The organism is Clostridium sp. MT-14 (genome assembly GCF_042436595.1).
GTDB classification, from domain to species: domain Bacteria; phylum Bacillota; class Clostridia; order Clostridiales; family Clostridiaceae; genus Clostridium_B; species Clostridium_B aromativorans.
The window spans coordinates 1-25943 of sequence record NZ_JBHMIY010000003.1 but is presented as its reverse complement, the minus strand read 5'-3'; the positions used below and the strand labels follow the sequence as shown (position 1 = coordinate 25943).

Below are 25943 nucleotides of genomic sequence, written 5' to 3'. Positions count from 1 at the left end.
AAATGGATAAATTAATAAGTAAAAGTATTAAAGTAGATGCAATAATTACAGATGAACCCTATGGAACAACTCAATGTAAATGGGATGAAATAATACCTTTTGATGAAATGTGGGAAAGAATAAAATTATTAAGAAGAAATGAGCATACTCCAACTATATTATTTGGAAGTGAACCTTTTAGTAGTCGATTGAGATTAAGTAATCTTAAAGAATATAAATATGATTGGGTTTGGGACAAAGTACGAGGAGTGGGACATTTAAATGCTAAAAAAAGACCTATGATGAATACAGAGAATATATTAGTATTTTATAAGAAACAAGCAGTATATAATCCTCAAATGAGAGTAAGAAATGTATCTAGAATTAGTAAAAATAATGCTACTCAAAAAGTATATGGAAAAAGTAAAGATCATTTTATTGGAAATAAATTAGATAAAAAATATCCTATTAATCTAATAACATTTTCTAAATCATCTCAAAAAGATATGATATATCATCCAACACAAAAACCAATAGCATTAATGGAATATTTGATTAATACATATACAAATGACAGAGATTTGGTATTAGATTTTACAATGGGTTCAGGAACAACAGGAGTTGCTTGTAAAAATCTAAATAGAAGATTTATAGGAATAGAGAAAGAACAAAAATACTATAACATAGCTGTAAATAGGATTAGTAATATTAATAAATAAGTATATAAAAACTACATTTTATTTACTTCTTTAAAATGTAGTAAAATAAAGGTTTTTAATTTTAATTATTATCATAAAATCAAAGATTTACATTCGTTTTATATAAAATCATATATAATTCACTCTTAAATTGTAGTTAAGATAAAATGTAGTTTATATGTAAACTATAATTTAGGAGTGATAAAATAAATGGAAATATTAATAGAATTCGGAAAAGATATTGGAGTACCATACGGAAGAGATCAATATACTAGAATGGGGCATATAGGACTGTTGGGATATAATGGAATAGATTATGGATTAAATTCAAATGGAGCTATTTGGACAGCAAGTAGCACATATTTAACACTCTCTCCAAATTATATAGGTATTATAAATCCTTCAGATGGAGAATTTCATCATATGAATAATTCAGGATACAAATGGTATAAATGTGAGAACATTAATTGTTATACAATAAAAAATATTTTCTTTTATTCATCTACGACTTATAGTGTTGATGGAAAAGCTTATTATCAAGATTTTCCACATAATATAAAAATAACTTGTACAATAGGTACACAGTCTAAAATAATTTTAGACTCTTTAGATATGCCCACAAATTATAATCAAAAAAGCAAAATCATAAATATTGAATTTTCAAGTTTAAAATATCTTGTAAAGCAACAAGATAAATATTATATGATTAAAGATGAGAATTTAATAGAATTAGGCATACCAACAGATAATATACAATTAGAACAATGGTTTAATGATTATGGGGTAGATGATTTAAATCAATTATGTACTAAATATAGCACAGAAACAATTGTGTCTTCAGGTGAGACATTAGGAGATGGTAAGTTATTTACTTTTAATATTCTTAATAACATGGAAAATATTAATAATGTAAACTGAGATAAAATAAATAATAATTGACAAAATTAATAAAAGATGATAATATATAAATATAGAAAAATAAAATTAATAAAAGAGGGATTACATGAAAAAAGTAATATTAATATCTGGTAAAGCAGAAAATGGCAAATCTTATGCTGCTAATCAATTAAAAAAGTTATTAGAATCTTATGATCAAAAGACAGTAATAATGTTCTTCTCTAAATATATAAAAATGTATCTAAAAGATTACTTTGGATGGGATGGAGTAACAAAGGATCAGTGGGCTAGAGATAAATTTCAAGAATTGGGAACAGAAAAAATCAGACATAAACTAGGTATGCCTTTATTTCATGTACATAGGGTAACGGAAGATATAAAAATATTAAGTGATTATTTTGATTATTTTATTGTTGATGATGCTAGATTTCTTAATGAAATAGCTTATACAGAAGCTCAATTTCCTCACAAAACTGTAACAATACGTGTTACTAGACCTAATTATAAAAGTTCATTAACTATAGAACAACAACAGCATGAATCTGAGACTGATTTAGATGATTATAAAGGATTTGATTATTACATAGATAATAATGAGAGTATAGAAAATACATTAACAAAATTAATAAATGAAATTATACCACATGATAATTTAAAAGTAGGAGACGTAGTAAAAATAAAGCGTATTAATAATCAGGTTAAAGCTAAACATTTAAAAGTCTATGAAGGTGAGACAGGAATAATACTTAATTGGATACGAATGGATGATGAATCTCCTAAGAAATATAAGGTAGAATTTCGAAACAGAGAAACAGCTCGTTTCTTTGGAAATGAATTAGAATTTATTCATCATAAAATTCCTGTATCAATGGGAACTTTACCTATATTAACTAAGGAGCAAGGTAAAATATTGTTAGATGATTTAGAAAAAGCAACATTAAAACCTGGTATGTTTAAAGGCTGTGGTGAAGAATTAAAGAGAATTATTGAGGAACAAGGATTATAAGAGATAAAGGGGGGATAGCTTTGAAAGTATTTCTAGGTGGTACATGTGCGGATAGCAAATGGAGAGAAAAATTAATTCCAATGTTAAATGTCAATTATTTTAATCCTATAACACATAATTGGAATGAAGCAGCAAGACAAGAGGAGATCAAGCAGAGAAAAGAATGTGATCTAGTATTATATGTATTAAGTAGAGCATATAGTACATATTCAATAGCAGAAATTGAGTAAACAAGATCTAAAGCATTTAGATCAAGTGGGTAGAATGGTTGAAAGGAATGGTGGCAAATATTTTCAATCACTAAAAGAAGTTGCCGACTATATTAATAAAATTAGTATTAAAAATTTTAAAGTTGGAGATAGAGTTCAAGTTTTTCAATTAGTAGAGCCTTCTCGATATACTAACATTGGTGATACTGGAATAATAGTTAGAGTAGGTAATGTTTCAAATATAGAGTATCCTATATCGGTCGATTTGGATAATGGAAAAAAAGATTATGGATTTAAAGAAGAGGAATTAATACATTATGAATAAAATAAGGGGTGATTAATAATGGATAGTGATATATATAATTCTATAATAAAAGTCTTAGGTAATGAAATAGATTTTCATTCACATAAAGACAATCCAGATTGGTCTAAGGAAAAAAATGAAGGGTTTAAAGAGGGACTAAAATATTGTAGAAATTTAATAGAGGGAATGAATGTAATTGAAGTGATATCCTGTGAATAAAAAAATATTAAAAAAGAGGAAAGAAATTAAATTAAATAATAAAAAAAGTTTTTCAAAACAATCATTACTTTTTATGAAGAAATATCCACATTTATTTCCTATATGTAATTCCTATGGAATTAGTAAAAAAAAGATAGATCGAATTTTTAAGATTATGCATAATATAACATTAAAATCAGCGATAAATAATATTAATTTAGAATTAGCAATAAGAATGATTTTGGTTGCTATAAAAATGAATCATAAATTTAAAGAGGGAAGTATTGGTAAGTTTTATTATGATTTATTCAAAAAAGAAGGAATTAAAATTTAAGTTTTATTTAAAAAATTAATAAAAATGTAAGGAGGAATAAAGATATTGAAGAAGAACAAGATACTGTATTGGTCAATAATAATTGTATTTTCAATAGTAACTTTCTGTATCATTCCTTGGTTGTTTATGGGGAATATGAGTCCGTATTATTATGTAGGAACAATGTTAGGTATGTTTTATATGTTGGTTTTTTATTCAACTAATGATTTAAGGAGGAAGAATGAATGAGTCTGTATGAGATTGGGAAATGTAGTTATTGCGGAGAGAAAAATCAAATTTTACGACCATCACCTTTTATGGCTGATATAAATAATATGATGTGTGAATATTGTTGGAATGAGACACAGAAAGAATATGCAGCTTCAAATGGAGAATATATACCTGATTTTGATAGTGAGAAAGATGAATATAATAAGTTATTAAAGCAAATACAGGAAGAAAATGGATCAAAAGAGTACTTATATACTAATTTAAAAATATTTGAGTTTGAAGATAGTGAAACGCACTGGATTGTAGCAAGAAGTAAAGAAGACGCTATAAATTTTTATGAAAATGACTATATAGACCAAGATTCAGACATTTTAGAAGAAAGATACGAAGTAAGAGAAATATCTAAAGATACTAAAATATCAATAAATGTTGATGAGGATATAGATTTATTACATATAATAAACAGATATAGAAACCAAAATGAAAAAGTAGATCACGTAAACATATGGTTATATTTAAAATATTGGATAGTGGAACAAACATTACAGAATAAAAAAATTATAGTACCTAATTTACTCGCAAGTACTGTATATTAGTCAAAAATTATAAAGGAGGATTATATGGAAGAAAAAATAATAAATGTTGGATTATATGGTGGCAAGAGTTTATTTGGTGGTAGAGAAAAGCCATTAGAAGCTAGTATTATTAAGTGTGATAAATATGATAAATGCTCTTATTATAAGAATAATCAATGTTTTAATGTTAGATCCTTTGGGAGTGGCTATTGTAAACATGGTAAAATAGATAATGTTCAAGGTTATACAAGTAGAGCAAAGAAATATTATGATTTTAAAAATAAATGGCAAAATCATGAAAGCTATGGAAAGTTAAATTATCCATCAAACAAGCTAGGTATAATCGATAATGAGGTAGTATTACCCTATACATATATTGAAATAATTGAAAGTAAAGATGGTGAATTTGATATTAAAGTTCCCTATTTCAGTAGTTCAGTGTCATTTATCGAATATGGCAAATTTGATATAAAATTAATAAAAAGAATTTGTGATTTTCAACCACAAGCAATGATGGGAGGACAAATTACAGATTATCAGAAAAAGATTGTTCCTTTGTTCTTAGCTCATTTAAGAGAAATTTTACCTGAAAGGTTTAATGAGTTTAAAAATAAGTATCCAGATTATATTCAAGAAATTAATTATATTGGTAGAAAAGCTCTTTTGAAAACAATAAAACCTTCTACAGTGTATTATAAAAGCAGGAGTTATCCTGAATTTAATGAAGAATGGTATTGGGATGGTGAAATATTAATATATAAAAAAGGATATATTCCTAAGTTTAATATAATAAAAGGTTATGATATTGTAGAAATTAAAATAATACCTTCTGATAAGGCTGTAATAACAATATCAGATAATAATCAAGTAGCTAAAGATACAATCTTTGTTAATTAGTTAAGGGGGATGAGAAATTCATATGGATAATAAAGAAATATGTAATATAACTGGAATTGAATGTAGTCATTAATATTAGGAGAGATTAAGGAAGTGAAAAATTATTCTGCTGATGAAATTGGTTTGGAATGGGATAATAAATGTTTAATGACTTTAGATGATTTTTCAGGACAATTCTTTGATAAGGTGAGTGAAGGTATATGTAATGTCTTAAAAGTTTTCAAAAAGGAAGGTGAAAAATATTAATAAGGATGTAATGTTTTCATCAAAGGATATGACATATGAAACACCACAATGGTTATTTGATAAATTGGATTTAGTATTTCATTTTACTTTAGATGTATGTGCTGTCCAAGAGACAGCTAAATGTGATACATATTTTACACCAGAAATAGACGGTCTAAAGCAAAACTGGAAGGGAAGTTGTTGGATGAATCCTCCTTATGGAAGAGAGGTAGGTATATGGTTAAAAAAAGCATATAATGAATCAGTTAAGAATAATTCAACTATAGTATGTTTAATACCGGCACGTGTAGATACTAAGTATCAGCATGAAATTGTATTTAAATATGCTAAAGCAATATGTTTTATTAAAGGAAGACTTAAATTTGGACATAGTACTAATTCAGCACCTTTCCCAAGTCAAATCATAATATTTGGAAGGTCAGTAAATAATAAGCAATTTAATACACTTAATGAAATTGGATTTACAATTAAAATTAATAATTAACTTAAAAACTATGTTTTATCTTGTCTTTAATTTCCTTATAGAATATTGCTTTAATGACATAAAAAATATAAATATTTGTAATATTATTATATTTAACTGAATAAGAACATTAAATTTCCTCATATTTTCTATGAATATATGTTATAAAGATAAAACGTAGCTTATATAGAAAATATGAGGAGAGGATACAATGAGTTTTTATTTAAATCCAAATATAGGTGCTGATAATTATCATTCAATATTTTTAACAACATTAAATAAAATGAAAGTAAATAAAAATATTATTATTTATAAATTAGGGTTTCAACCTCGCAGTAGCGGAATATCAGTAAGTGCTAGAATATATGATTCATCTTCTATATTTGATAAGCCTGTAATATTGCTAAAAGATGTTGAATATTATATAGGAGAATATGGTACAAATATAAAAATGTATGACAGTTCTATTACTCAATTACAAGATGATAGAATCACTCTTGATTTCTTATCTGGGGGATGTTTCTCACCTGGAGATTCTTTTCCAATTTCAAAACAATCATATTATACCACGTTCTCAGGGTTAAAGGAAAATATAAGTTTTAATTATGATTTGGTAAATAAATATTTAATCAAGCAGCAAGGAAAATATTATGTAATAAAGGATGGGAGTCCAATAGAATTAGGGATACCAACAGATGATGTACAACTAGAGCAATGGTTTTATGACTATGGCATAGATGATATAAATGATTTATGTACTAAATATAATATTGAAAAATATACATCTTCAGGTGAGACATTAGGGAATGGTAAATTATTTACTTTTAATGTACCTAACAATATGAAAAATATTAATAATGTTAATTAGAAAATAAATAAGAGGGGAGAAGATAAATGGATAATATTACGATATTTAAATACATATCTAAAAGTAATTCTTGGAGAGATAAAAGAAAGAGGGGAAGTCATGCAAAAATTAATAACTAATCTATATTCTGCTTATGATCAATTAAATAAGAAGCTATTTAAAGATGAATTACCTGAGATTATAATCACTATCCAATCCAAACCTAAAACCAAGAACAGCATTATATATGGCTGGTGTACCAGAGATCCCATTTGGTGTTATAAGGATGAAAATAATAAAGAAGTATATAAATATGAAATTAATCTTGTGGCAGAACAATTGAATAGATCTTATGAAGATACAATATGTACGTTAATACATGAACAGGTACATCTATACAATAATTTTGTAAAACATGTTGAGGATTGCAGCAGTCGACAAAATCATAAATTACCATTTAAAGAGGTTGCTGAAAGGATAGGATTAATAGTAGAAAAGGGATATAGAACAGGATGGTCACAGACTACTTTATCACCTCCATTAAGACAGATTGTAGATAATTTAGATGTGGATAAATCAGCTTTCAGATTATATAGAACTACAAAAGAAAAACCTAAAAGAGAAGTACATAGAAAGCCTATTTATAAGTATCATTGTCCCAAATGTGGTAAAGAAATAAAATCAAATGAAGAATTTTTAAATGTATTGTGCCAAGATTGTAATCAATATTATGAAAGAATTAATAAATAGAAAATACAGTACATGGAGATAAAAGGAATATTTTATATGAAACTAATAAATATATAGAGGTGAATAAAATGGATCAAAAACAAGATATACAAAATGCAATTGAATTGTTAAGAAAAAATGGATATAAAATAATAAAGATAACAAAAGGAATGAACAAAGCTATGGATGAATGTATAGAAGCAGATGAAAGTGGATATCCCAAAGACTGTTGTGTATGTAGCTGTAATATTTGTCTAATGCAACAATAAGGAGGGAAAATAAATGAGTTATTGTAGACTACCAGAGTATATCTATCCAACAAAATATGGCATTAATTTTCTTTCTAGTAATGCAGAAGTATCAAATTATGAGATAGATATATTTTTATATAAGATATTTTTAACTAGAAGGAATGAATTTATAAAAAGGATTAAACATGGTAAAGAAATAGTTATGAAATGGCAGGATAATGAGATAAATGATCATAATTATAATGAATTAATAAAATTTCATAAAGAAATGGGTAGTTATTCAGATGATGAAATAGAAAAAAAGCTTGAATTTTGTAGACCTAATGAAAAGACAAAAAATGAAGCTAAAGAATATAAACAATGGTTATTAGATAAAGAAGATAATTTATTTAAAAAATTAATAAATGATAAGATAAAGAAGGAATAATTATGTTATATACAAGTTATATTGCCAAATTAAATAAATTACCATTATATATAACGAAAGTTATAATTAGTAGATTTCCTCCAAAATGGTTAGATATTAGTAAATATAACAAGCTGTATATTATGAAAGAATTAGCTCCATCACGAGAATTGTTATTGCAATATAAAAAAGACAATAATTGGGATAATTATATTAATAGATTTACATATGAAATGAATAATAGAATGGATATGAAGAAGAGAATTAATAGTCTATTAGGATTTTTGCAAAAAGGTAATGATGTAATTTTGATTTGCTTTGAAAAAGAGTATACACATTGTCATAGATACTTATTAGCTCAATATTTTATGAAACAGGGTATTCAGTGGAAAGAATATACAGATTAAAACAAAGAATTTAATAAAATTAATAAATAATTATTGACATTACAAGTTATATATGTTAATATAATATTAGTGATTAAAAGATGAAAGTGGTTTAAAAATATAAAATTAATAAATAACAAAGGAGACAGTTATGAAATATAAAGTGGGAGATAAAGTTAAGATACGAGAGGATTTAATAACTAATAAAGAATATGGCGATGATGTTTTTGCAGATGATATGGAAGGATATAAAGGTAGAATTGCTTATATTACAGATACGTGTTGTGAGTCTTATGAATTAGATGTAGATAATGGAAGCTGGCCTTGGACAGACGAGATGCTAGAATCTGTTAATAAAAATGTATCAGACGGACATATACAATACATATTAGATAGAGATAAAACGATAGTAACTCAATATTATACAGATGAGGATGGTCATAAAAAGTATCGTAAGGGTATAGCTAAGAGGAATCCTATAGATCCATATAATAGGGGTATAGGATTGATAATGGCTATTGCAGATGCTTATGGGATAGATAAGAATACAATACATATTGGTGAGTGTGAATGTAATAATAAGAATATTAATAATTTTATAGATAAGTTTATAAATGATAAGGTTGCTGTACACTGTGAAACGAGAGAAGAATCTGATAATTTTCTAAATTTTATATGTAAATATAGTGATAAGTTTACGCATATGATACCGATACGTCATTATTATGTATATAATAAATTTAAAAATAATACTTGCTATTTTTATGAGGGAGAAAAAGTATATTATGATACAAAAAGTAATTGTATAAATGGCAAATATGGAATTATTAAATATAAGGATTTAAAAAGATTTTATAAAGAAATATAATATTAATAAATGAAAAGGAGTGTTGTATTTGAAAAAGAATAAAAAAATACATATTGAAGAGGTCGAAAACAAAATAAAAGAAATTCTAGGGAAAACAGAAAGAGCTATGTCTACAGCAGAAATAAAGAGAGCAATTCCTGAAGCTAGTAGAACAATATTAAGAATTATGACAAGAAATAGAGCATTAAAACAATCTACTCATTATCTGCATAATAGTGAAAAGACATTTATTCATCCTAATACAAAAGAAATAGAGAATATAAAAGGGACAAGATATTTAAAATATTCTCTGAATTATTAATATAAAATAAATAAAGAAGGTACAAAAATGAATATAGTATTTTGGGTTTTAGTGTTAATAGGTTTGGCAATATTATATTTTATTTTATCATTTGTTTTTGGCTTTATTGGAAACATATTTATAAAATTATATAATAAATTTAATAAAAATATAGGGAAAGATGAGGAGAATGATAATGAAAAGTAAAAAATTGGGTGCTATAATAGCAGGAGTTGTAGTTGTAGGTGTTTTATTTGGAGGAATTAAATCAATACATAGAATTCCAGCAGGCTATGTTGGGGTAATATATAACATGAGCAACGGTGTTGAAGATGTTACTTTGAGCCAGGGATGGCATTTAGTAGCTCCTACAAAACATGTAACAAAATATTCAGTGTCAATGGAACAAGCTTTTTTAGCAAAAGGTATAGATACTGATGGAGATAAAGATGAGGACAAAGATAATAGTTTTAGTATTCCAACTTCAGATGGGAAAACAGTAAATGTAGATTTAGAATTTAGTTATCATTTTGATGCAAATAAATTGCCAAAAACTTTCACACAATTTAAAGGGCAAGATGGCAAAACAATAGAAAATACTTTTATAAAATCTAAAATGAAATCATGGTCACAGGAAGTATCTGCTGATTATTCTGTTATAGATATATATGGTTCTGAAAGAGCAAAATTAAATAGAGCGGTACTAGATCATACTAAAAAGAATTTTGAACCTTATGGAATAATAATAGATAGTGTAAATTTCAGTAGAATTAGCTTAGATACTCAAACAGCTAAAGCAATACAAAATAGAATAAATGCACAACAAGATTTGGAAACTGCAAAGGTTGCAAAACAGAAAGCTGAAGTAGAAGCTCAAAAAGCTGTAATAGAGGCTCAAGGTAAAGCTAAAGTAACTGAGGTTGGTGCTAAGGCTGAAGCTGATGCTAATAAATTAAAGCAATCCACATTAAATAATACAATTGTTCAGTATGAAGCAGTAAAGAAATGGGACGGGGCTTTACCTAAAGTATCTGGTTCTTCTGCAAATATATTAGATGTTAGTAGTTTGACTAAGTAAAATTAATAAAAGTATACTACATATGGTATATAAATAATAATATTATACAATATGTAGTATATAAAAGAAGATAAAATTGTCATTTTAATAAAAAATAATCAATTAAAAAGGAGTTAGATAAAATAAAAAAGAACATAATAAATACGGGTTTTAAATAACAATTGAAGAAAAGGTAACAATGTATGGAGTAGCTAATCATCAGAAATTTGATAAAAATGATATAAATAAACAACTTAGTATTGCTAGAAAAATAAAAAAATAAAAGGAGATATGTTAATGATGTGTGAAGTATTAAAAGATAAAGGATATGAGCAAGGTATTATAAATAAGAACTTTATAAAAGATTTCGTAAATGGGCAGATTGCAGTACAATGTAAGAACGAGGAAGAAACAACAAAGTTCATGGAATATCTTAATATTTGTGATATAGTTGATGTTGATACTTTAAATATAGAACAAATATTTAAAAGATATAATATTAATAATTTTGGGGAAGATATATTCGTAGCACATACCTTTGATAGATATATAGGATTTTTCAATAAAGCATCTTTAGAAGATGAAATATTAGATTATAAAATTATTCAGTATGATGATATAATATCAAGAATAAATTGATATTAGCTTTGATTTAAAATTAATAAAAAGATAGAGAGTAATATCTCTATCTAACAATAAAGGCTGACTCTTCAAAGGTTAATAACCTTTATATAGTTTTGCTATTACTATATTAAGCCTAAAGACGAGAATAAAGTGATTCTTTTAATACAAATACATATTAATGAGAAAATATAATAAGAATAATACACTCGTCAGCCTTGTTAGGTTGGAAAGATCTATACATAACCTAATAGTTTCAAGGCGTATAGAAATATGTCATATTAGAAAATGGCTTGAATACAGTGGTTGAGAATCAACATATGATATATTAGAATTTATTAACGTAATTCAAGCTAATTACATTATTTTTCGTTGAGAATCAACATATGATATATTAGAATAAATTGGCAGGTAAGCGTAGAGAGTTTACACTGGAAGTTGAGAATCAACATATGATATATTAGAATAACTGTAATCTATGTAATCCTATTTCATTAATTTTAGTTGAGAATCAACATATGATATATTAGAATGTCCTCAAAAGCACATTTGTGTTGAACTCAAAATGAGTTGAGAATCAACATATGATATTAAAATAAGATATATTAAAAGAATAAATAAAGGTGTAAAGAAATGAAGAAAAAATCAGGAATGACAAAATGTATAACAGTAATATTAAATAAATGTTTTGATATAGATACAGATAGAATAAAAGATAAAAATAAACCTAGGTTTCACTTAAATATGAATAAAGCCAAAGAGATTATAAAAGAAGCTAGTATAGCTAGTTGTCATGCTTGTAATATATCTAGTTCAATGTGGAAAGAATATTATTTTAGAAATAGAGAAGAAGCAGAAAATGCCTATAATAATATGGATAAAAGTACTTTAGATGATAAAATTGAAATAGAATTTAATAAACGTAAAAAAAAGATTAAAGACAAATCTAAATTAGAAAATGAAAAGTATGTATTTAAAATAAAAGAGAATATAAGAAAAGATATTAGAAGATATTTTATAAAAAATTATGAAAAAACTTTAGGAGAAGAAAAAGAGCAAAAGAGTAGATATGGTAATTGGTATTCTGAATTAATACAAAATAAAACAAAAATAATAATGAAAGATTATAACACTGGAAATGTAGGAACTTTGGATCGACAAATTGTTCAAGGAGATTGGAAAAGAGATAAGGAAAAAATATTAAATTATGAGGGACAATCTCCTGAATATAAAAAAGATATGCCAGTTTGTATAAAAAATAGTAATTATAAATTGTCAAATAACAATGGATATTTTATAGAGATAGGATTTTTTAGTCGATCAGGATATGAGAAATATAATTTAAAAAGTGGAACTAAAAGTCATCTTAAATTTCAAATGGATAAATTAGATAGCAATAAAAAAGCTACTATTAATAAAATAATTAATAAAGAATATAAGCAAGAGGTAGTTCAATTGTCTGTAATTAAAAAAGATAAAATAAAATTAATAATATCTTATACTTTTGAACCAAAAAAACAATATTTAGATTATAATAGAATTTTAGGAATTGATATAGGAATTGTAAATACTGCTGTTTTTCAAATCTATGATAAAAATTACAAACAATATGATTGGTTAAATTATAAGGATTATATTATTAATGGACAAGAGGTAATTAAATTTAGACAACGAGTAGAAGCTAGAAGGAAGCAAATGCAGATATCAAATAAATGGTGTGGAGGAGGTAAAATAGGACATGGAACAAAAACTAGAATGAGAGCTGTCTGGAATATAGGAAATAAAATTAATAAATTTCAAGATACATATAATCATAAGATTAGTAGATATATTATTGATTTTGCAATAAAAAACAATTGTGGAACAATACAAATGGAAGATTTAAGTGGATTTAGCGAATCTGCAAAAGAGAAATTTCTTAAAAATTGGTCTTATTATGATTTACAACAAAAAATAAAATACAAAGCAGAGCAGGAAGGTATAGTAGTTATTTTTATTAATCCAATGTATACTTCTCAACGTTGTAATGAATGTGGTTTTATAGATCAAAAGAATAGAAATTGTAAAGAAAACCAAGCAAAATTTGAATGTGTAAATTGTGGTAGTGGTAAAAACAAACGAGTAAATGCTGATATTAACGCAGCGAGAAATATTGCTTTGCCAGATATAGAAAAAATTATATTAGAACAATTAGAAATACAGAGTAATATAAATGATGAATATAAAAATATGTATAATACATATAAAAGAAAATTAAAAGAAAGTAGAGATAAGGTAGCATAATTATATAACAAAGGTTGATTTCCCACCCTAGAATCGGAGAAGTATTACCCGAAATATACATATATTAGAGTTTAATAGGTAATAACACTCGATAAACCTCCTAATTATATTATGATTGGAAAAAGTTTATTACTTCGGCAAGAACACTCGTGACTTCAGTCATGTGAGGTTCAGGCAGAAGCTGATATTTAGCGAGGTGCATAAAAATATATATTTTGATAAATGACTTAAATGCTGTAGTTAAGAGATAACAAAGTATATATTGAAACATTTGTTTAGCAGTAGTATCCTGTACGTTTTTAATGTTAAGAGATAACAAAGTAGGATTTAAGTAAAAGTCAATAAATGTTGGTTTTTATCTTAACATAATTAATAAAATAGAAGGGACTGATATATTGAAATTTAAGAAAGGGATCAAAAAACCCATTAAATTCTCGCATTCTCCGCCTAAGACAACAATTATATAAAATAAATAATAAAAATAAATTATTAAAGGAGTAATGTGTTAATGGGTTTAATATCAAAAGCTGTGAGAGAAAAAGTAAAGGTAAAAGTATTGTTGATGTCACCTTCTGGAGCTGGAAAAACATATAGTGCTTTAAGACTTGCAAAGGGTATGGGTGGAAAAACTTTATTAATTGACACAGAAGCCAGAAGAGGACTTTATTATGCTGATGAATTTGATTATGATTACATAGAACTTAAAGAGGTAGTTCCTAAAGATGAAGATTATGATGAATATAAAAAGATACTCCCTAAAATTAATGAACCTTTTGCCCCTGAAAATTATATTGCATTGATAAAATATGCTGTAGATAATGACTATGATAATTTAATAATTGATAGTTTAACACATGAGTGGAATGCAAAGGGTGGAATACTTAATGCAAAAGATAAGATGCCTGGATATAATGATTATACTAAATGGAAGACATTAACACCAAGGCATAACGATTTTATTTATGAAATACTACATTCACCTATAAATGTGATTGCTACAGTAAGAGGCAAAGATGAATATGTATTGGAGGAAAATTCAAAAGGTAAGCAAGTTCCTAGAAAAGTTGGGTTGGGTGCTGTACAAAGGGATGGCATGGAATATGAATATACTGTGACATTGATGCTTGATCAAGAAACGCATAATTTTAGTGCAGAAAAAGATAATACTCATTTGTTTGAGGGTAGAAATGGACTTTTAACAGAAGATGATGGTAGAAATTTGATTTTATGGGCTAATAAAGGTAAGCAAGTAACTAAGAAAGTAAAAAGTGAAGTAAAGCCATCTGCCACTACAACAGAGTCTACAAAAGATTTAGGAGAAATTATAAAAGAAATAGATACTATAGCAAAAGACATGATACCAGATAAGAAAGATCCAAATTATAAAACAGTTCAAGATAAATTAGTTGTATCAATAAAAAAACATCATAAAAATGCAAATTATAATTCAATAAAAGATATAAGAGTAGCAGAAGCAGTATTAAATGAACTTAAAAATATAAAATAAATAATATTAATAAAAATTTGGTTGGCAGTCATCCATAAAACTGTCTTACATAAAGGAGATAATAAATGAATAAAACACAACTAATTGGAAGATTAACAAGAGATCCAGAATTAAAATATGCACCAGGTAGTGGTACAGCAATAGCAACTTTTTCTTTAGCAGTAAATAGAACATTTAAAAAAGAAGGTCAACCAGATGCGGATTTTCTAAATATTGTATCATTTGGTAAACAGGGTGAAAATGTTAGTAAATATTTACATAAAGGTAGTTTAGTGGGTGTTTCAGGTAGAATTCAAACTGGTAGTTATGAAGCTAAAGATGGATCAAAAAGATATACTACCGAGATTATTTCAGATGAAGTTCAATTTTTGGATAGTAAGGGTAGTGATGACAATCAATCTCCCAGCAAACCACCCTCAGATGACGAAATACCAATCGATGACGGAGATATCCCATTTTAAAAATAATAAAGGGAGAGCGAGTAGAAATACTTGTTCTTCCAAATTGTACATTAAATACAAAGCAGATTTAGAAAGAAAAAAGATGAATAATATAAAAATAGATAATACTGGGGTTAAATTTAAGTATAAATTAGAAAAGAAAAGTTTAATTGATCGTATAAGAAAGAAGTGATGTGTTTGATAAATTTACCTTTTGATACAGCATGTGAATCTGGAATTATTGCCACATTACTGAAATCTCCAGAATTTATATTACATAGTGAGGGGCTTAAACCAGGATATTTTTATCATAAGGAAAATGGGTGTATATATTGGGCTATATCTGAATTATTTAAAGCAGGTATTGATAAGATAGACTCATTTAACTTAACAACTCAACTTAATTCAAATAAAGGTGTGAAAAATATTATTGATAATTTATCTATACCTTCTATACAAGAATTTATAGATTTATCTAATAATATTGCAAGAGATACATTAGAAGAATACCAATTATTAGTAGATAGAGTTATTAGTTTATCTTATAAAAGAGATTTATATAAAACATTGGTAAATTATCAAAATATATGTCTTGATGAAAAGAAAGATGATTTGGACAAAATAAATAATAAATTAAATGAAGATTTAAGTAAACTAGAAGAACAATATATAGTTATGGAAAGTATACCATTGTTAGGTGATAAAATTGATGATATTTGGGAAGATATTGAAAAGAAGCAAACGAAAGAAGAGGAATATGGTTTACCATCAAAATTTAAAAAATTAAATGATTATTGTCCCTTTGAAGAAGGAGAATTGATTATTGTTGCTGCACCAAGAAAGACAGGTAAAAGTATGTACATGCTTAATGAGGCAAGACATAAAATAGATAATGATGTACCAACCGCATATTTGGATACTGAAATGAGTACAAAGGCATTTACTTTAAGATTATTAGCTAATTTAACTGGAATACCTATATCTAAAATAAAGCGTGGTAATTACTCTTCAACAGATGCCGAACTAATTAAACAATCATTGGATTATATTAAAAGCAAACCTTTTGTACATATATATAAACCTAGTTGGACGGAGTCTCAAATTTATTCTATTTGTAAAATTTTGCAATACAAAATGAGTTTAAAATTTGTAATATACGATTATTTAAAAGGTAGTAGTAATACAAGTTCTGAACAATATAATGAATTAGGTAATAAGACAAATTTTTTAAAGAATAATATAGCAGGGGGATTAAATCTTTCTGTCTGTGCAGGAGCACAGTTAAATAGGAAAAGTGAAATGGGAGATAGTTATAAAATAGAACAATATGCCTCTACTATATTAAATCTTAGACCTAAGACAAACGATGAAGTGGTTCAAGATGGTGCTGAATGTGGTAATTATGCTTTAATTGTTAAACTTAATAGAAATGGTGAACAAATGGATTCGGATTCGAATGAATATATAGATTTATCATTCAAAGGTAATACAGCCACATTTGTACAAGCAAAACAACATGAAATAAGAACACCTTTTGATAATAATTAAAGGAGTAGATAGTTTTGGATATTTCTCAAGTAAAAACTAAATTATTAGATAATCCTGACTTGTTAGTATATTTACTTGAGAAGTTAGGATGCGAAAAAATTATTGATAAATATAGAGATCAGATAAGATGTGCATTACCAAATGGAGAAAATCCAACAAGTATAAGAGTAAAATTAGACGATAACATTTCATGTGCGGTGTTCTCAAGAAGTAATTTTAAAGGGGGTGATATATTTTCTTTAATTCAATATATAAAAAATATATCTTTTAAGGAATCTCTTGAATGGGTAAGTCAAATATTAAATATTGGAGATATTGATTATATTCCTCAAAAACATAGTCAGACATATGATTTTTTTAGATTATTTAAAAATAGAAAAGTAAGTGTATTAAGCGAACATAACATATTATCAAAAAATATATTAGATAAATATCCAAAGTATATTTGTCAAGATTGGATAGACGAAGGAATAAACAAGAAGACTCAAGAGAAATATGATATTCATTATGATAGAAAATCATTAGATGGTACTGCAAGAATTGTATATCCTATTAGAAATGATATTGGTGAGATAATAAATATTAAAGGTAGAACTTGTGATCCTGATTATAAGATACATGGTATAAGGAAATATACATATTATTATCCAGTAGGAAAGTTTGATATTTTGTTTGGTCTATATTTCAATTACTCTACTATTATAAAAGAGAATAAATTAATAATAGTAGAAGCCGAAAAGTCAGTGATGAAATTTGATAGTTTGGGTATTTATAATGTTATTGCAATATGTACGCATAGTTTATCTACATACCAATTAAAGAAAATATTATCACTTCATTGTAAAAGTGTAATTTTAGCACTAGATAAAGATGTAACTTATGAAGAAATAAAGGAGATAAGTAATAAATTAAAAATATTTTTAAATGTATATATTATTAAAGATAAAAATAATTTATTAAATGAAAAAGATAGTCCTATAGATAAAGGAATAGGAATATGGAACAAATTATATACCGAAAAAATATTAATAAAATAAAAAAAGAAAGGATGATTGAATGCCAAAAATTCCAGGATTTATATTACAGGAAATGACATGGAGTTTTTCAAGGCTTAATTCATGGTATCAGTGTAAATGGCAATGGTATTTACAATACATTAAAAAGGCTAAAAGTGAGCAAAATGCTTTTGCTGAATATGGTACATTGATGCATGAAACATTAGAGAAATTTGCAAAAGGGGATCTTCTTGATTTTATGTTGGCGGATTATTTTGAAGATAATTTTAATGATGTTATAATACATGATTTTCCGCCTAATAAATACGTTAATTTAAGAGAATCTTACTTTAATAAAGGATTAAGCTATCTACAAAATTTTGAAGGATTTAATAAATATAAAAAAATAGTTGGAGTTGAAAAAGAAGTTGAATTTAAAATAAATGATTATAGTTTTATAGGGTACATAGATTTATTAGTTAGAGATAAAGATAATCATTTACAAGTAATAGATCATAAAAGTCATAATTTGAAGCCTAGAAGTAATCGTAAAAAAGCAACTAAGGGAGATTTAGAATTAGACAATTATTTAAAGCAATTATATTTATATAGTATTCCTCTGTTACCTGAATATGGTGAATTACCTACATATTTAAATTTCAATGTATTTAGAGATCAATTATGGATACGTGAACTATTTAAAAAAGAGAAATTTGAAGAAGCAAAACAATGGGCATTAGATACAATAGAAGAAATAAAAGATGCAGAAATATTCCCTGCATCTTATGATGATTTTTTCTGTAATCAACTTTGTAATTTTAGGAAAATATGTGGAGTTAAATTCGCAAGAGATAGAGATAAAATAAATAAAAGAAGGAGATGATTACTTGTCGGGAAATTATACAATATTTCATTGTCATTCACAATTAAGTTTACAAGATAGTAAAACTGATTATAAAGAATATATTGATTTATGCAAAAAAAACGGTATGAAGTCCATAGCTATTAGTGAACATGGTAATGTCTTTAGATGGGTAAAAAAGAAGCAATATTGTGATTCTCAAGGTGTTAAATTCATTCTTGCTTGTGAAGTATATCTTACAGAGCAATTAGAACCTAAAGTTAGAGATAATTATCATACTGTTTTAATAGCAAAAAATGAACAGGGGATGCATGAGCTATTATCTTTAATATCAATGTCATCAGATGAACAACATATGTATTATAAACCACGAATCACTTTTGATGAATTTTTAAATATATCAGATAATGTAATATCCACATCAGCCTGTTTAGCTAGTCCTTTACATAATTTAAATGAAGACAATAAATATTTCTCTAAACTATGTCAGAAATATACTTTTTTAGAAATACAACCTCATGATCATCCCGAACAAAGAGCTTATAATATGTTCTTATATGAACTAAGTAAAAAATATAATAAACCATTAATTTTAGGAACTGATACTCATTCTTCCAATCAATATAAAGCTGAATGTAGAGAAATAGAAAAAATAGCAAAAAAAATGGCTTATGCAGATGAAGATAAGTTTGATTTGACTTTTAAAACATATGATGATTTGTTGAAAATGTATGCCAATCAACATGGTAAAGAAAATATGTTGCCCTATGATATATATATAAGTGCAATCGAGAACACAAATTTAATTGATAAAATGACAGATGATATAGAATTAGAAACCTCTTTTAAATATCCTAATATTTATCCTGATGAAGAAAATTATCTCGACAAGGAAGTAGAAAAATCTTATAAAGATAAAGTCTCATTAGATATTATTAATGGTAATAATCCTAAATATATAAAAAATATAGAAGAAGAAAGTAGAGTGTTTAAAAAAATAGGGCAATGTTCTTTTATGTTGTCTATGTCTGATATAATGAGATTTTGTAAAAATAATAACATTCCTACAGGGCCGGCAAGAGGTTCTGTAGCTGGATCGACTATAGCATATTTATTAGATATTATTGATTTAGATCCAGTGCAATGGGATACAGTATTTTCTCGTTTTGCTAATGAAGATAGAGTTAGTTTAGGAGATATCGATATCGATATAGCTCCAGATAGTAGAGATAAAGTTTTTGATTATGTAATTCATAGATTTGGTAAGGAAAAAACTTGTAGAGTCTTAACATTAGGTACTGTGGCGGATAAAGGGGCTATTGATGAAATTGCTAGAGCATTAATTCAAAAAGAAGATGTCTCGGACGAGATAAAAAAGAAATATAGTATTGCTAATACGAAAATTATTAAAGAAAGATATACAAATATTTTAACTCCGTATATTAAAGTATATAATTTAATAATGAACAAAGATAAAAAGACATTAGATTTTTCACGACATGCAAATTATATAGAGGATATTAAATCTATTGATTACGAAGAAAAAGATTTAGAGAAGTTTAATCAATTATATAAAGAATATATTAAATTAAGAAAAGATTATGTAGAACTATTTTATTATTTTGATGGTATACGTAATACAACTGTATCTCATGGAATTCATGCAGCAGGGATTATTGCAAGTCCGATTACATTAGCAGATAGTATAGGATTACTATATGACAATGGCAATTGGGTATCTCAATTAGATATGGAAGAATTACATGATCTTAATTTTGTAAAATATGATTTGCTTGGTCTAAAAAATGTACAAATTATATATGATACATATAAATTGGCTAACAAACCATATCCTCGTAGTTATCAAGTGGATTGGAATGATCAAGAAGTATATAAAGATATGATTACAAGTCCAATTGGTATCTTCCAATTTGAAGGTGATTATGCTTTTAGTCTATTAAAAACTTTTGAACCACATAAATTAAATGATATGAGTTTGATTAATGCTGCATTACGCCCAGGAGGTAAAAGTTATAGGAATAAATTAATTGAACATGAAATTAATCATAATCCAACTAAGGAAATAGATGAATTATTAAAAGATAACTATGGATATTTAGTTTATCAAGAAGATGTATTAAAATTTTTACAAAAAATATGTGGGTTATCTGGTTCTCAAGCAGATTTGGTTCGTAGACATATTGCTGATAAAGATTTTGATAAATTAGAAAAAGATTTGCCTAAAGTTTTAGATGGTTATTGTAGACATTCTGATAAACCTGAAAAAGAAGCCAAAGAAGAAGCAAAACAATTTATTCAAATTTTAATAGATTCAGCTAGTTATATGTTTGGTTATAATCATAGTACAGGTTATAGTATGATTGGATATAGGGAAGCGTATTTAAGACATTATGAACCACTGGAATTTGTTTGTGCATATTTAAATAATGCAGGAAATAATCAAAAAGATTTAGCTGATGGTACTACATTAGCAAGATTAAAAAATATTAATATTTATCCTCCAAAATTTCGATATTCTAAAGACACTTATTATCCTGATAAAAAAACTAATAGTATATACAAAGGTATTGCAAGTATAAAATATTGTAATGCTGAAATAGCTGAACAAATGTACTTGCTAAGAGATAAACATTATGATACTTTTATAGATTTATTAGTTGATTTAACAGAAAATACTTCTATAAATATAAAGCAGCTAAACATATTAATAATGCTAAATTTCTTTTCAGAATTTGGTGGTAATGCTAAATTAGTTAAAATTTTTAATGAATTTACTAAAGGCAAAAATAAGTACAAGAAAACATATGTAGAAAAAACCAAAATAAAACGTATTGACTTATTAAAAGATTACGAGAACTCTATACCTGATGAAAAAGTTGATTTAAAAACACAAATAGATATCGAAAATGAGAATTTGGGTTATGTACAAGTACAATTTCCTGAGTTACCAAAAAGTTATCTTTATATATTAGATGGTAAGTTTGGTAAATATAGTCCTAAAATAGAGGCTTATTGTTTGGCTACAGGAGTAACTAAAACATTGAAATTATATAAAAAACAATTTGATAAAAATCCATTTGATAAAGGAACTATAATTAATATTTCGAAATATCAACAAAGAAGAAAAGCGATTTGTGTAGGAAAAGATGATAAAGGGAACCCTAAATTTGAACAATCTAATGAAAAAGAATGGTGGATAACTAAATATAATATAGTTAATGATATAGATGAAATAATTAATAAATTATAGTTGACAAATTAATAAGAAGAACTGAACAATATTGTGTATTATGTGATGAAAACAATGCATTAAGATATGCAATAAAACAAGATAAAGTTAGTCAGAAGAGTAATTAATAAAAATCCTTCTTTTCTATGTACAATATTCTCTTATATGATATAATATTATAATATAAATAGTTGCATAGAAAAGGGGATTTAACATGTCAATTCGTGTTGGTATTATAGATGCAGATCTTATTTCTAGAAATAGGCATAGATTTCCAAATCTTGCCTGTATGAAAATATCAGGCTATCATAAAGGTAAAGGAGATAAAGTAACTCTTATTACAAAGTCTTAGCAGAAAGCCCACGTCTTTTAAGCGTGGGATGAATGCTTATACTGCTTGAAAAGTATTTGATTTCTTATTATATTTATGCTAAAATAAAATTAATAAATAAATTAGAGAAAGGAAGTGAATATTCAATGAGTAAATCTAAAACCTCTAGTTATATCGTAACCTTGCAACTGCATACTCAATTGTATCAAGAGTATATATTAAATAAAAGATTTAATATAGCTAGGCAAATATATAATTGTTGTTTAAATGAATTATACAAAAGATATAATTTGATGAGAGAATCTAAACAATATCAATATATTTGTAAATTGCCTAAATCCACTAACAGGAATAAATTATTTAAAGATTTAAATGTAAAATTTGGGATAACTGAATATTCACTTCATGATTATATTAAACCAATGCAAAAATACTTTAAAAAGAATATAGATAGTTTTACAGCTCAAAAAATTGCAACTAGAGCATATAATACTTTCCAAAAATTATTATTTCATAAAGCTAAAAAAGTCAAATTTAAAAAGTACGGAGGATTAAATTCAGTTGAAGGTAAATCTAATAGAACGGGTATTATGTATAGAGATGGATATATTATATGGAACGGATTAAGAATACCAATTATAATAAAAAAGAATGATATATATGCACAAAAAGCAATCCAAGATAGAATTAAATTCTGTAGAATCAAACGTGAAATAATTAAAGGTAAATATCATTATTATGCTCAATTAGTATTAGAAGGTATACCGCCTAAGAAAATAAATAACGAAACAGGAGAGATTATAGGAGGTATCGGACAAGGTAATGTAGGAATTGATATTGGGACTCAAACTATTGCCTATTCTAGTCAATATGATGTAGGATTAAAGGAACTATCACCTGAAACTAATGGAATAGATAAACAGCTAAGGTTATTACAACGTAAAATGGATAGAAGTAAAAGAGTTATGAATCCTAATAAATATAATACTAATGGTACTATTAATACTAAAAATAAAGACAAATGGATATTCAGCAATCATTATATAAAGATAAGAAATATAAGAAAAGAACTATATAGAAAACAGAGAGAAATAAGGAAACAATCACATTATAAATTAATAAATTACCTATTAAGTCTAGGTGATACATTCTACGTAGAAGATATGAATTATAAAGGATTGCAATCTAAGAGTAAGAAAGCTATTAAAAATAAAAATGGTAAATTCAATAAGAAGAAAAGATTTGGTAAGAGTTTAGGTAATAAAGCTCCAAGTATGTTTCTAACTATATTGAATCAAAAACTAAGATATAATAATAACGAATTAAATAAAATTAACACAGTAAAAGTAAAGGCAAGTCAATATAATCATATGACGGGAGAATATAAAAAGAAAAAATTAAGTGAACGTTGGAATTATTTTAATATAGATGGAGAAGAGATAAAAATACAAAGAGATTTATATAGTAGTTTTCTAATAATGAATGTAAAAGATAATTTAAAAGAAATAGATCAAGATAAATGCTTTAAGACATTTAATAATTTTAAAAAGATGCATGATATTGTAATTAATGAATTAGGATATATAAAGAATAAAGATAATAAAAGAATAATAAGTAGTATGGGAATATAATATAAAAATAATATACAAAAGGTTTAGAGACAAGCCTTATACTATCGTTAATGGATACTGTGGTATCTTTGGTAGTGAAAGTCTTATAGAAATATATATAGTGTTTATATATGTAGGTATGAGTAATTAGAGATAATGTAAAACTTATATTGAAAATATAGGAGAGATATATAAAGTATATAAGAACCCCACTCCTTCAGGCGTGGGAGTTTCAGTATGAGTAAAAGTGGTAACATTTCAAAAAGAAAAATATTAGAAGAATATCATAAAGGACATTTGATAGAAAATCAAAAAGAAGTTATTAAATTATTCAATGTTCAAGAATAATTGCTATATAAAGAACAACAACAACTATATATTAATAACAAATAATAGTTGTTGTTCTTTATACATAATTAATAAAAATAAGTTTGACAATTATAATAATATATGCTAATATATAAATATAGAACGAAGATAAAAATAATTAATGTATTTAATAAAATTAATAAAAAGAAAGGAAAATTAAAAATGGCAGAAGAACTAGTAAATGATCTATGGAATAATTTGAACGAATTATCTAATAGAGAAAAATATGAATACATAACTGCTTTAGCAGAATCTATAAAAGATCAAGGGGGTACTACTTTTGCTAGTAATATGTTGGATGCTTTAAATGATGTTTGTAGTGAAAATAGTATATGTCCTGAATGTGGATGTGAAACAAATTTAAAAAAAACACAATTTGTACATAGTGAATTAGATGATAATAATATAGAAAATATATATTATTTATATTGTGGAAATTGTGGTTGGGATAGTCGTAATGAATAAAATTAATAAATAAAGTAATATAAAGAATACAGAAAGGAAGATTTTTTGATTGGACAGAAATTTAAAAACATAATAATAGGAATAGTAATTGCAAGTCAAGTAATAGTATATATTCCAACAAATACATATCACAAATTTGTGGAAAAGCATAAGCATAAAAAAATAATCAATAAAAACAAATTACATTCTGATCTAGCTAAACAAAAGTTTAATTTATTGAAACAACAATTTGCAGAAATAAAAACTATAAGCGAATATGAGAAAGAGCAAAAGCTATATCAAGAAAAGCAACATCAGATTGAAGCGACAAAACGAAACGACACTTTATCAAGAGGGAACGATAGTAATTATATAACTGTAAGATTAAGTTATTATACAAACTCTTATTCTGATTGTGGTAAGACTGATGCAATTTCGGCTAATGGTAAAAATCTTAATGATGGAGGTAATTATGTTGCTGCTCCTAATAGTATACCATTTAATACAAAGTTGTTGATTGATGGAAAAATATATACTGTAGCAGATCGTGGAGGAGCTATAGGATATAAAAATGGCGTGATGATGTTAGATGTTTTTGTCCCTGGAGCAACACAAGAACAATTAATAAAAATGGGGGTAAAATATACCATAGCTAAAATAATCAAATAGAAAGAAAGTTTTATTTTAAAATTAATAAAAGAGGTGAACTAAATGTATACATTAAATGATGATGTTATTGTAGAACAGTATAATGAAAAGAGTAGTAAATTACCTTAAGCTTAGCAGAAAGCCCACGTTTTTCAAGCGTGGGATGAATGCTTAAAGAATTTATAATAAAGGTTT

At 26.0% G+C, this 25943-nt stretch carries 32 protein-coding genes and 1 CRISPR repeat array; all 32 genes read left to right on the top strand.

Features of this window, described 5'->3' with window-relative positions; genetic code table 11:
* Positions 1-2: 2 nt before the first annotated feature.
* A complete protein-coding gene (locus ACFHWD_RS03155; RefSeq protein WP_378060281.1) occupies positions 3-698 on the top strand; it encodes a DNA-methyltransferase in 696 nt (231 codons plus the stop codon).
* Between the two features lie 189 nt (positions 699-887).
* Positions 888-1595 (top strand): hypothetical protein, encoded by a 708-nt coding sequence (locus ACFHWD_RS03150; protein WP_378060279.1) that lies wholly within the window; start codon positions 888-890, stop codon positions 1593-1595.
* An 85-nt stretch (positions 1596-1680) separates the two neighbouring features.
* Positions 1681-2580, top strand: coding sequence for a hypothetical protein (locus ACFHWD_RS03145; RefSeq protein ID WP_378060277.1), 900 nt, complete (start codon positions 1681-1683; stop codon positions 2578-2580).
* Positions 2581-2600: 20 nt separating this feature from the next.
* The gene (locus tag ACFHWD_RS03140; RefSeq protein WP_378060275.1) at positions 2601-2810 is read left to right on the top strand and encodes a nucleoside 2-deoxyribosyltransferase domain-containing protein; all 210 of its coding nucleotides are present in this window, start codon (positions 2601-2603) and stop codon (positions 2808-2810) included.
* A complete protein-coding gene (locus ACFHWD_RS03135; RefSeq protein ID WP_378060273.1) occupies positions 2803-3114 on the top strand; it encodes a hypothetical protein in 312 nt (103 codons plus the stop codon). The genes ACFHWD_RS03140 and ACFHWD_RS03135 overlap by 8 nt, the downstream gene beginning before the upstream one ends.
* A gap of 18 nt (positions 3115-3132) precedes the next feature.
* Positions 3133-3312: a hypothetical protein gene (locus ACFHWD_RS03130; RefSeq protein WP_378060271.1), complete on the top strand. Its 180-nt coding sequence runs from the start codon at positions 3133-3135 to the stop codon at positions 3310-3312.
* Complete coding sequence (locus tag ACFHWD_RS03125) at positions 3305-3625, top strand: hypothetical protein (RefSeq protein ID WP_378060269.1); 321 nt, start codon at positions 3305-3307, stop codon at positions 3623-3625. Before ACFHWD_RS03130 ends, ACFHWD_RS03125 begins: the two co-directional genes overlap by 8 nt.
* 224 nt (positions 3626-3849) lie before the next feature.
* The gene (locus ACFHWD_RS03120) at positions 3850-4431 is read left to right on the top strand and encodes a hypothetical protein (protein ID WP_378060267.1); all 582 of its coding nucleotides are present in this window, start codon (positions 3850-3852) and stop codon (positions 4429-4431) included.
* A gap of 24 nt (positions 4432-4455) precedes the next feature.
* Entirely contained in the window at positions 4456-5307 is an 852-nt protein-coding gene (locus tag ACFHWD_RS03115) for a hypothetical protein (protein ID WP_378060265.1), read from the top strand.
* Between the two features lie 93 nt (positions 5308-5400).
* The gene (locus ACFHWD_RS03110) at positions 5401-5553 is read left to right on the top strand and encodes a hypothetical protein (RefSeq protein ID WP_378060263.1); all 153 of its coding nucleotides are present in this window, start codon (positions 5401-5403) and stop codon (positions 5551-5553) included.
* Entirely contained in the window at positions 5540-6037 is a 498-nt protein-coding gene (locus tag ACFHWD_RS03105) for a DNA N-6-adenine-methyltransferase (RefSeq protein ID WP_378060261.1), read from the top strand. Before ACFHWD_RS03110 ends, ACFHWD_RS03105 begins: the two co-directional genes overlap by 14 nt.
* Positions 6038-6227: 190 nt before the next feature.
* The gene (locus tag ACFHWD_RS03100) at positions 6228-6884 is read left to right on the top strand and encodes a hypothetical protein (RefSeq protein WP_378060259.1); all 657 of its coding nucleotides are present in this window, start codon (positions 6228-6230) and stop codon (positions 6882-6884) included.
* Positions 6885-6983: 99 nt separating this feature from the next.
* Positions 6984-7613 carry a SprT-like domain-containing protein gene (locus ACFHWD_RS03095; RefSeq protein WP_378060257.1) on the top strand — a complete coding sequence of 210 codons (630 nt, stop codon included), beginning with the start codon at positions 6984-6986 and terminating at the stop codon, positions 7611-7613.
* A 68-nt stretch (positions 7614-7681) separates the two neighbouring features.
* On the top strand, positions 7682-7861 hold the full coding sequence (locus ACFHWD_RS03090) for a hypothetical protein (RefSeq protein WP_378060255.1): 180 nt from the start codon (positions 7682-7684) through the stop codon (positions 7859-7861).
* A gap of 13 nt (positions 7862-7874) precedes the next feature.
* On the top strand, positions 7875-8270 hold the full coding sequence (locus tag ACFHWD_RS03085) for a hypothetical protein (RefSeq protein ID WP_378060253.1): 396 nt from the start codon (positions 7875-7877) through the stop codon (positions 8268-8270).
* A gap of 2 nt (positions 8271-8272) precedes the next feature.
* Positions 8273-8656: a DUF488 domain-containing protein gene (locus tag ACFHWD_RS03080; RefSeq protein WP_378060251.1), complete on the top strand. Its 384-nt coding sequence runs from the start codon at positions 8273-8275 to the stop codon at positions 8654-8656.
* A 130-nt stretch (positions 8657-8786) separates the two neighbouring features.
* Positions 8787-9503, top strand: a complete 717-nt coding sequence (locus ACFHWD_RS03075) for a hypothetical protein (protein WP_378060249.1) — start codon at positions 8787-8789, stop codon at positions 9501-9503.
* Positions 9504-9531: 28 nt separating this feature from the next.
* On the top strand, positions 9532-9804 hold the full coding sequence (locus ACFHWD_RS03070; RefSeq protein WP_378060247.1) for a hypothetical protein: 273 nt from the start codon (positions 9532-9534) through the stop codon (positions 9802-9804).
* A 27-nt stretch (positions 9805-9831) separates the two neighbouring features.
* Positions 9832-9990, top strand: coding sequence for a hypothetical protein (locus ACFHWD_RS03065; protein ID WP_378060245.1), 159 nt, complete (start codon positions 9832-9834; stop codon positions 9988-9990).
* Positions 9980-10861 (top strand): prohibitin family protein, encoded by an 882-nt coding sequence (locus ACFHWD_RS03060; RefSeq protein ID WP_378060243.1) that lies wholly within the window; start codon positions 9980-9982, stop codon positions 10859-10861. The genes ACFHWD_RS03065 and ACFHWD_RS03060 overlap by 11 nt, the downstream gene beginning before the upstream one ends.
* A 276-nt stretch (positions 10862-11137) precedes the next feature.
* Positions 11138-11479 carry a hypothetical protein gene (locus ACFHWD_RS03055; RefSeq protein WP_378060241.1) on the top strand — a complete coding sequence of 114 codons (342 nt, stop codon included), beginning with the start codon at positions 11138-11140 and terminating at the stop codon, positions 11477-11479.
* Positions 11480-11766: 287 nt separating this feature from the next.
* A CRISPR array of direct repeats spans positions 11767-12060; the repeat unit is 30 nt; unit sequence GTTGAGAATCAACATATGATATATTAGAAT.
* 34 nt (positions 12061-12094) lie between these two features.
* A complete protein-coding gene (locus ACFHWD_RS03050) occupies positions 12095-13744 on the top strand; it encodes an RNA-guided endonuclease TnpB family protein (protein ID WP_378060239.1) in 1650 nt (549 codons plus the stop codon).
* A 508-nt stretch (positions 13745-14252) separates the two neighbouring features.
* Positions 14253-15251, top strand: coding sequence for an AAA family ATPase (locus ACFHWD_RS03045; RefSeq protein WP_378060237.1), 999 nt, complete (start codon positions 14253-14255; stop codon positions 15249-15251).
* A 65-nt stretch (positions 15252-15316) separates the two neighbouring features.
* Positions 15317-15712: a single-stranded DNA-binding protein gene (locus ACFHWD_RS03040; RefSeq protein ID WP_378060235.1), complete on the top strand. Its 396-nt coding sequence runs from the start codon at positions 15317-15319 to the stop codon at positions 15710-15712.
* Between the two features lie 177 nt (positions 15713-15889).
* The gene (locus tag ACFHWD_RS03035; protein ID WP_378060232.1) at positions 15890-17239 is read left to right on the top strand and encodes a DnaB-like helicase C-terminal domain-containing protein; all 1350 of its coding nucleotides are present in this window, start codon (positions 15890-15892) and stop codon (positions 17237-17239) included.
* Between the two features lie 14 nt (positions 17240-17253).
* Entirely contained in the window at positions 17254-18276 is a 1023-nt protein-coding gene (locus ACFHWD_RS03030; RefSeq protein WP_378060230.1) for a toprim domain-containing protein, read from the top strand.
* A 19-nt stretch (positions 18277-18295) separates the two neighbouring features.
* Positions 18296-19117 carry a RecB family exonuclease gene (locus ACFHWD_RS03025; protein WP_378060228.1) on the top strand — a complete coding sequence of 274 codons (822 nt, stop codon included), beginning with the start codon at positions 18296-18298 and terminating at the stop codon, positions 19115-19117.
* Between the two features lie 4 nt (positions 19118-19121).
* Positions 19122-22367 carry a DNA polymerase III subunit alpha gene (gene dnaE, locus ACFHWD_RS03020; protein ID WP_378060226.1) on the top strand — a complete coding sequence of 1082 codons (3246 nt, stop codon included), beginning with the start codon at positions 19122-19124 and terminating at the stop codon, positions 22365-22367.
* 193 nt (positions 22368-22560) lie between these two features.
* On the top strand, positions 22561-22698 hold the full coding sequence (locus ACFHWD_RS03015; RefSeq protein ID WP_378060224.1) for a hypothetical protein: 138 nt from the start codon (positions 22561-22563) through the stop codon (positions 22696-22698).
* Between the two features lie 125 nt (positions 22699-22823).
* The gene (locus ACFHWD_RS03010) at positions 22824-24308 is read left to right on the top strand and encodes an RNA-guided endonuclease TnpB family protein (protein WP_378060222.1); all 1485 of its coding nucleotides are present in this window, start codon (positions 22824-22826) and stop codon (positions 24306-24308) included.
* A 510-nt stretch (positions 24309-24818) separates the two neighbouring features.
* Positions 24819-25121 (top strand): hypothetical protein, encoded by a 303-nt coding sequence (locus ACFHWD_RS03005; RefSeq protein ID WP_378060220.1) that lies wholly within the window; start codon positions 24819-24821, stop codon positions 25119-25121.
* A 45-nt stretch (positions 25122-25166) separates the two neighbouring features.
* A complete protein-coding gene (locus ACFHWD_RS03000; RefSeq protein WP_378060218.1) occupies positions 25167-25769 on the top strand; it encodes a hypothetical protein in 603 nt (200 codons plus the stop codon).
* Positions 25770-25943 lie beyond the last annotated feature (174 nt).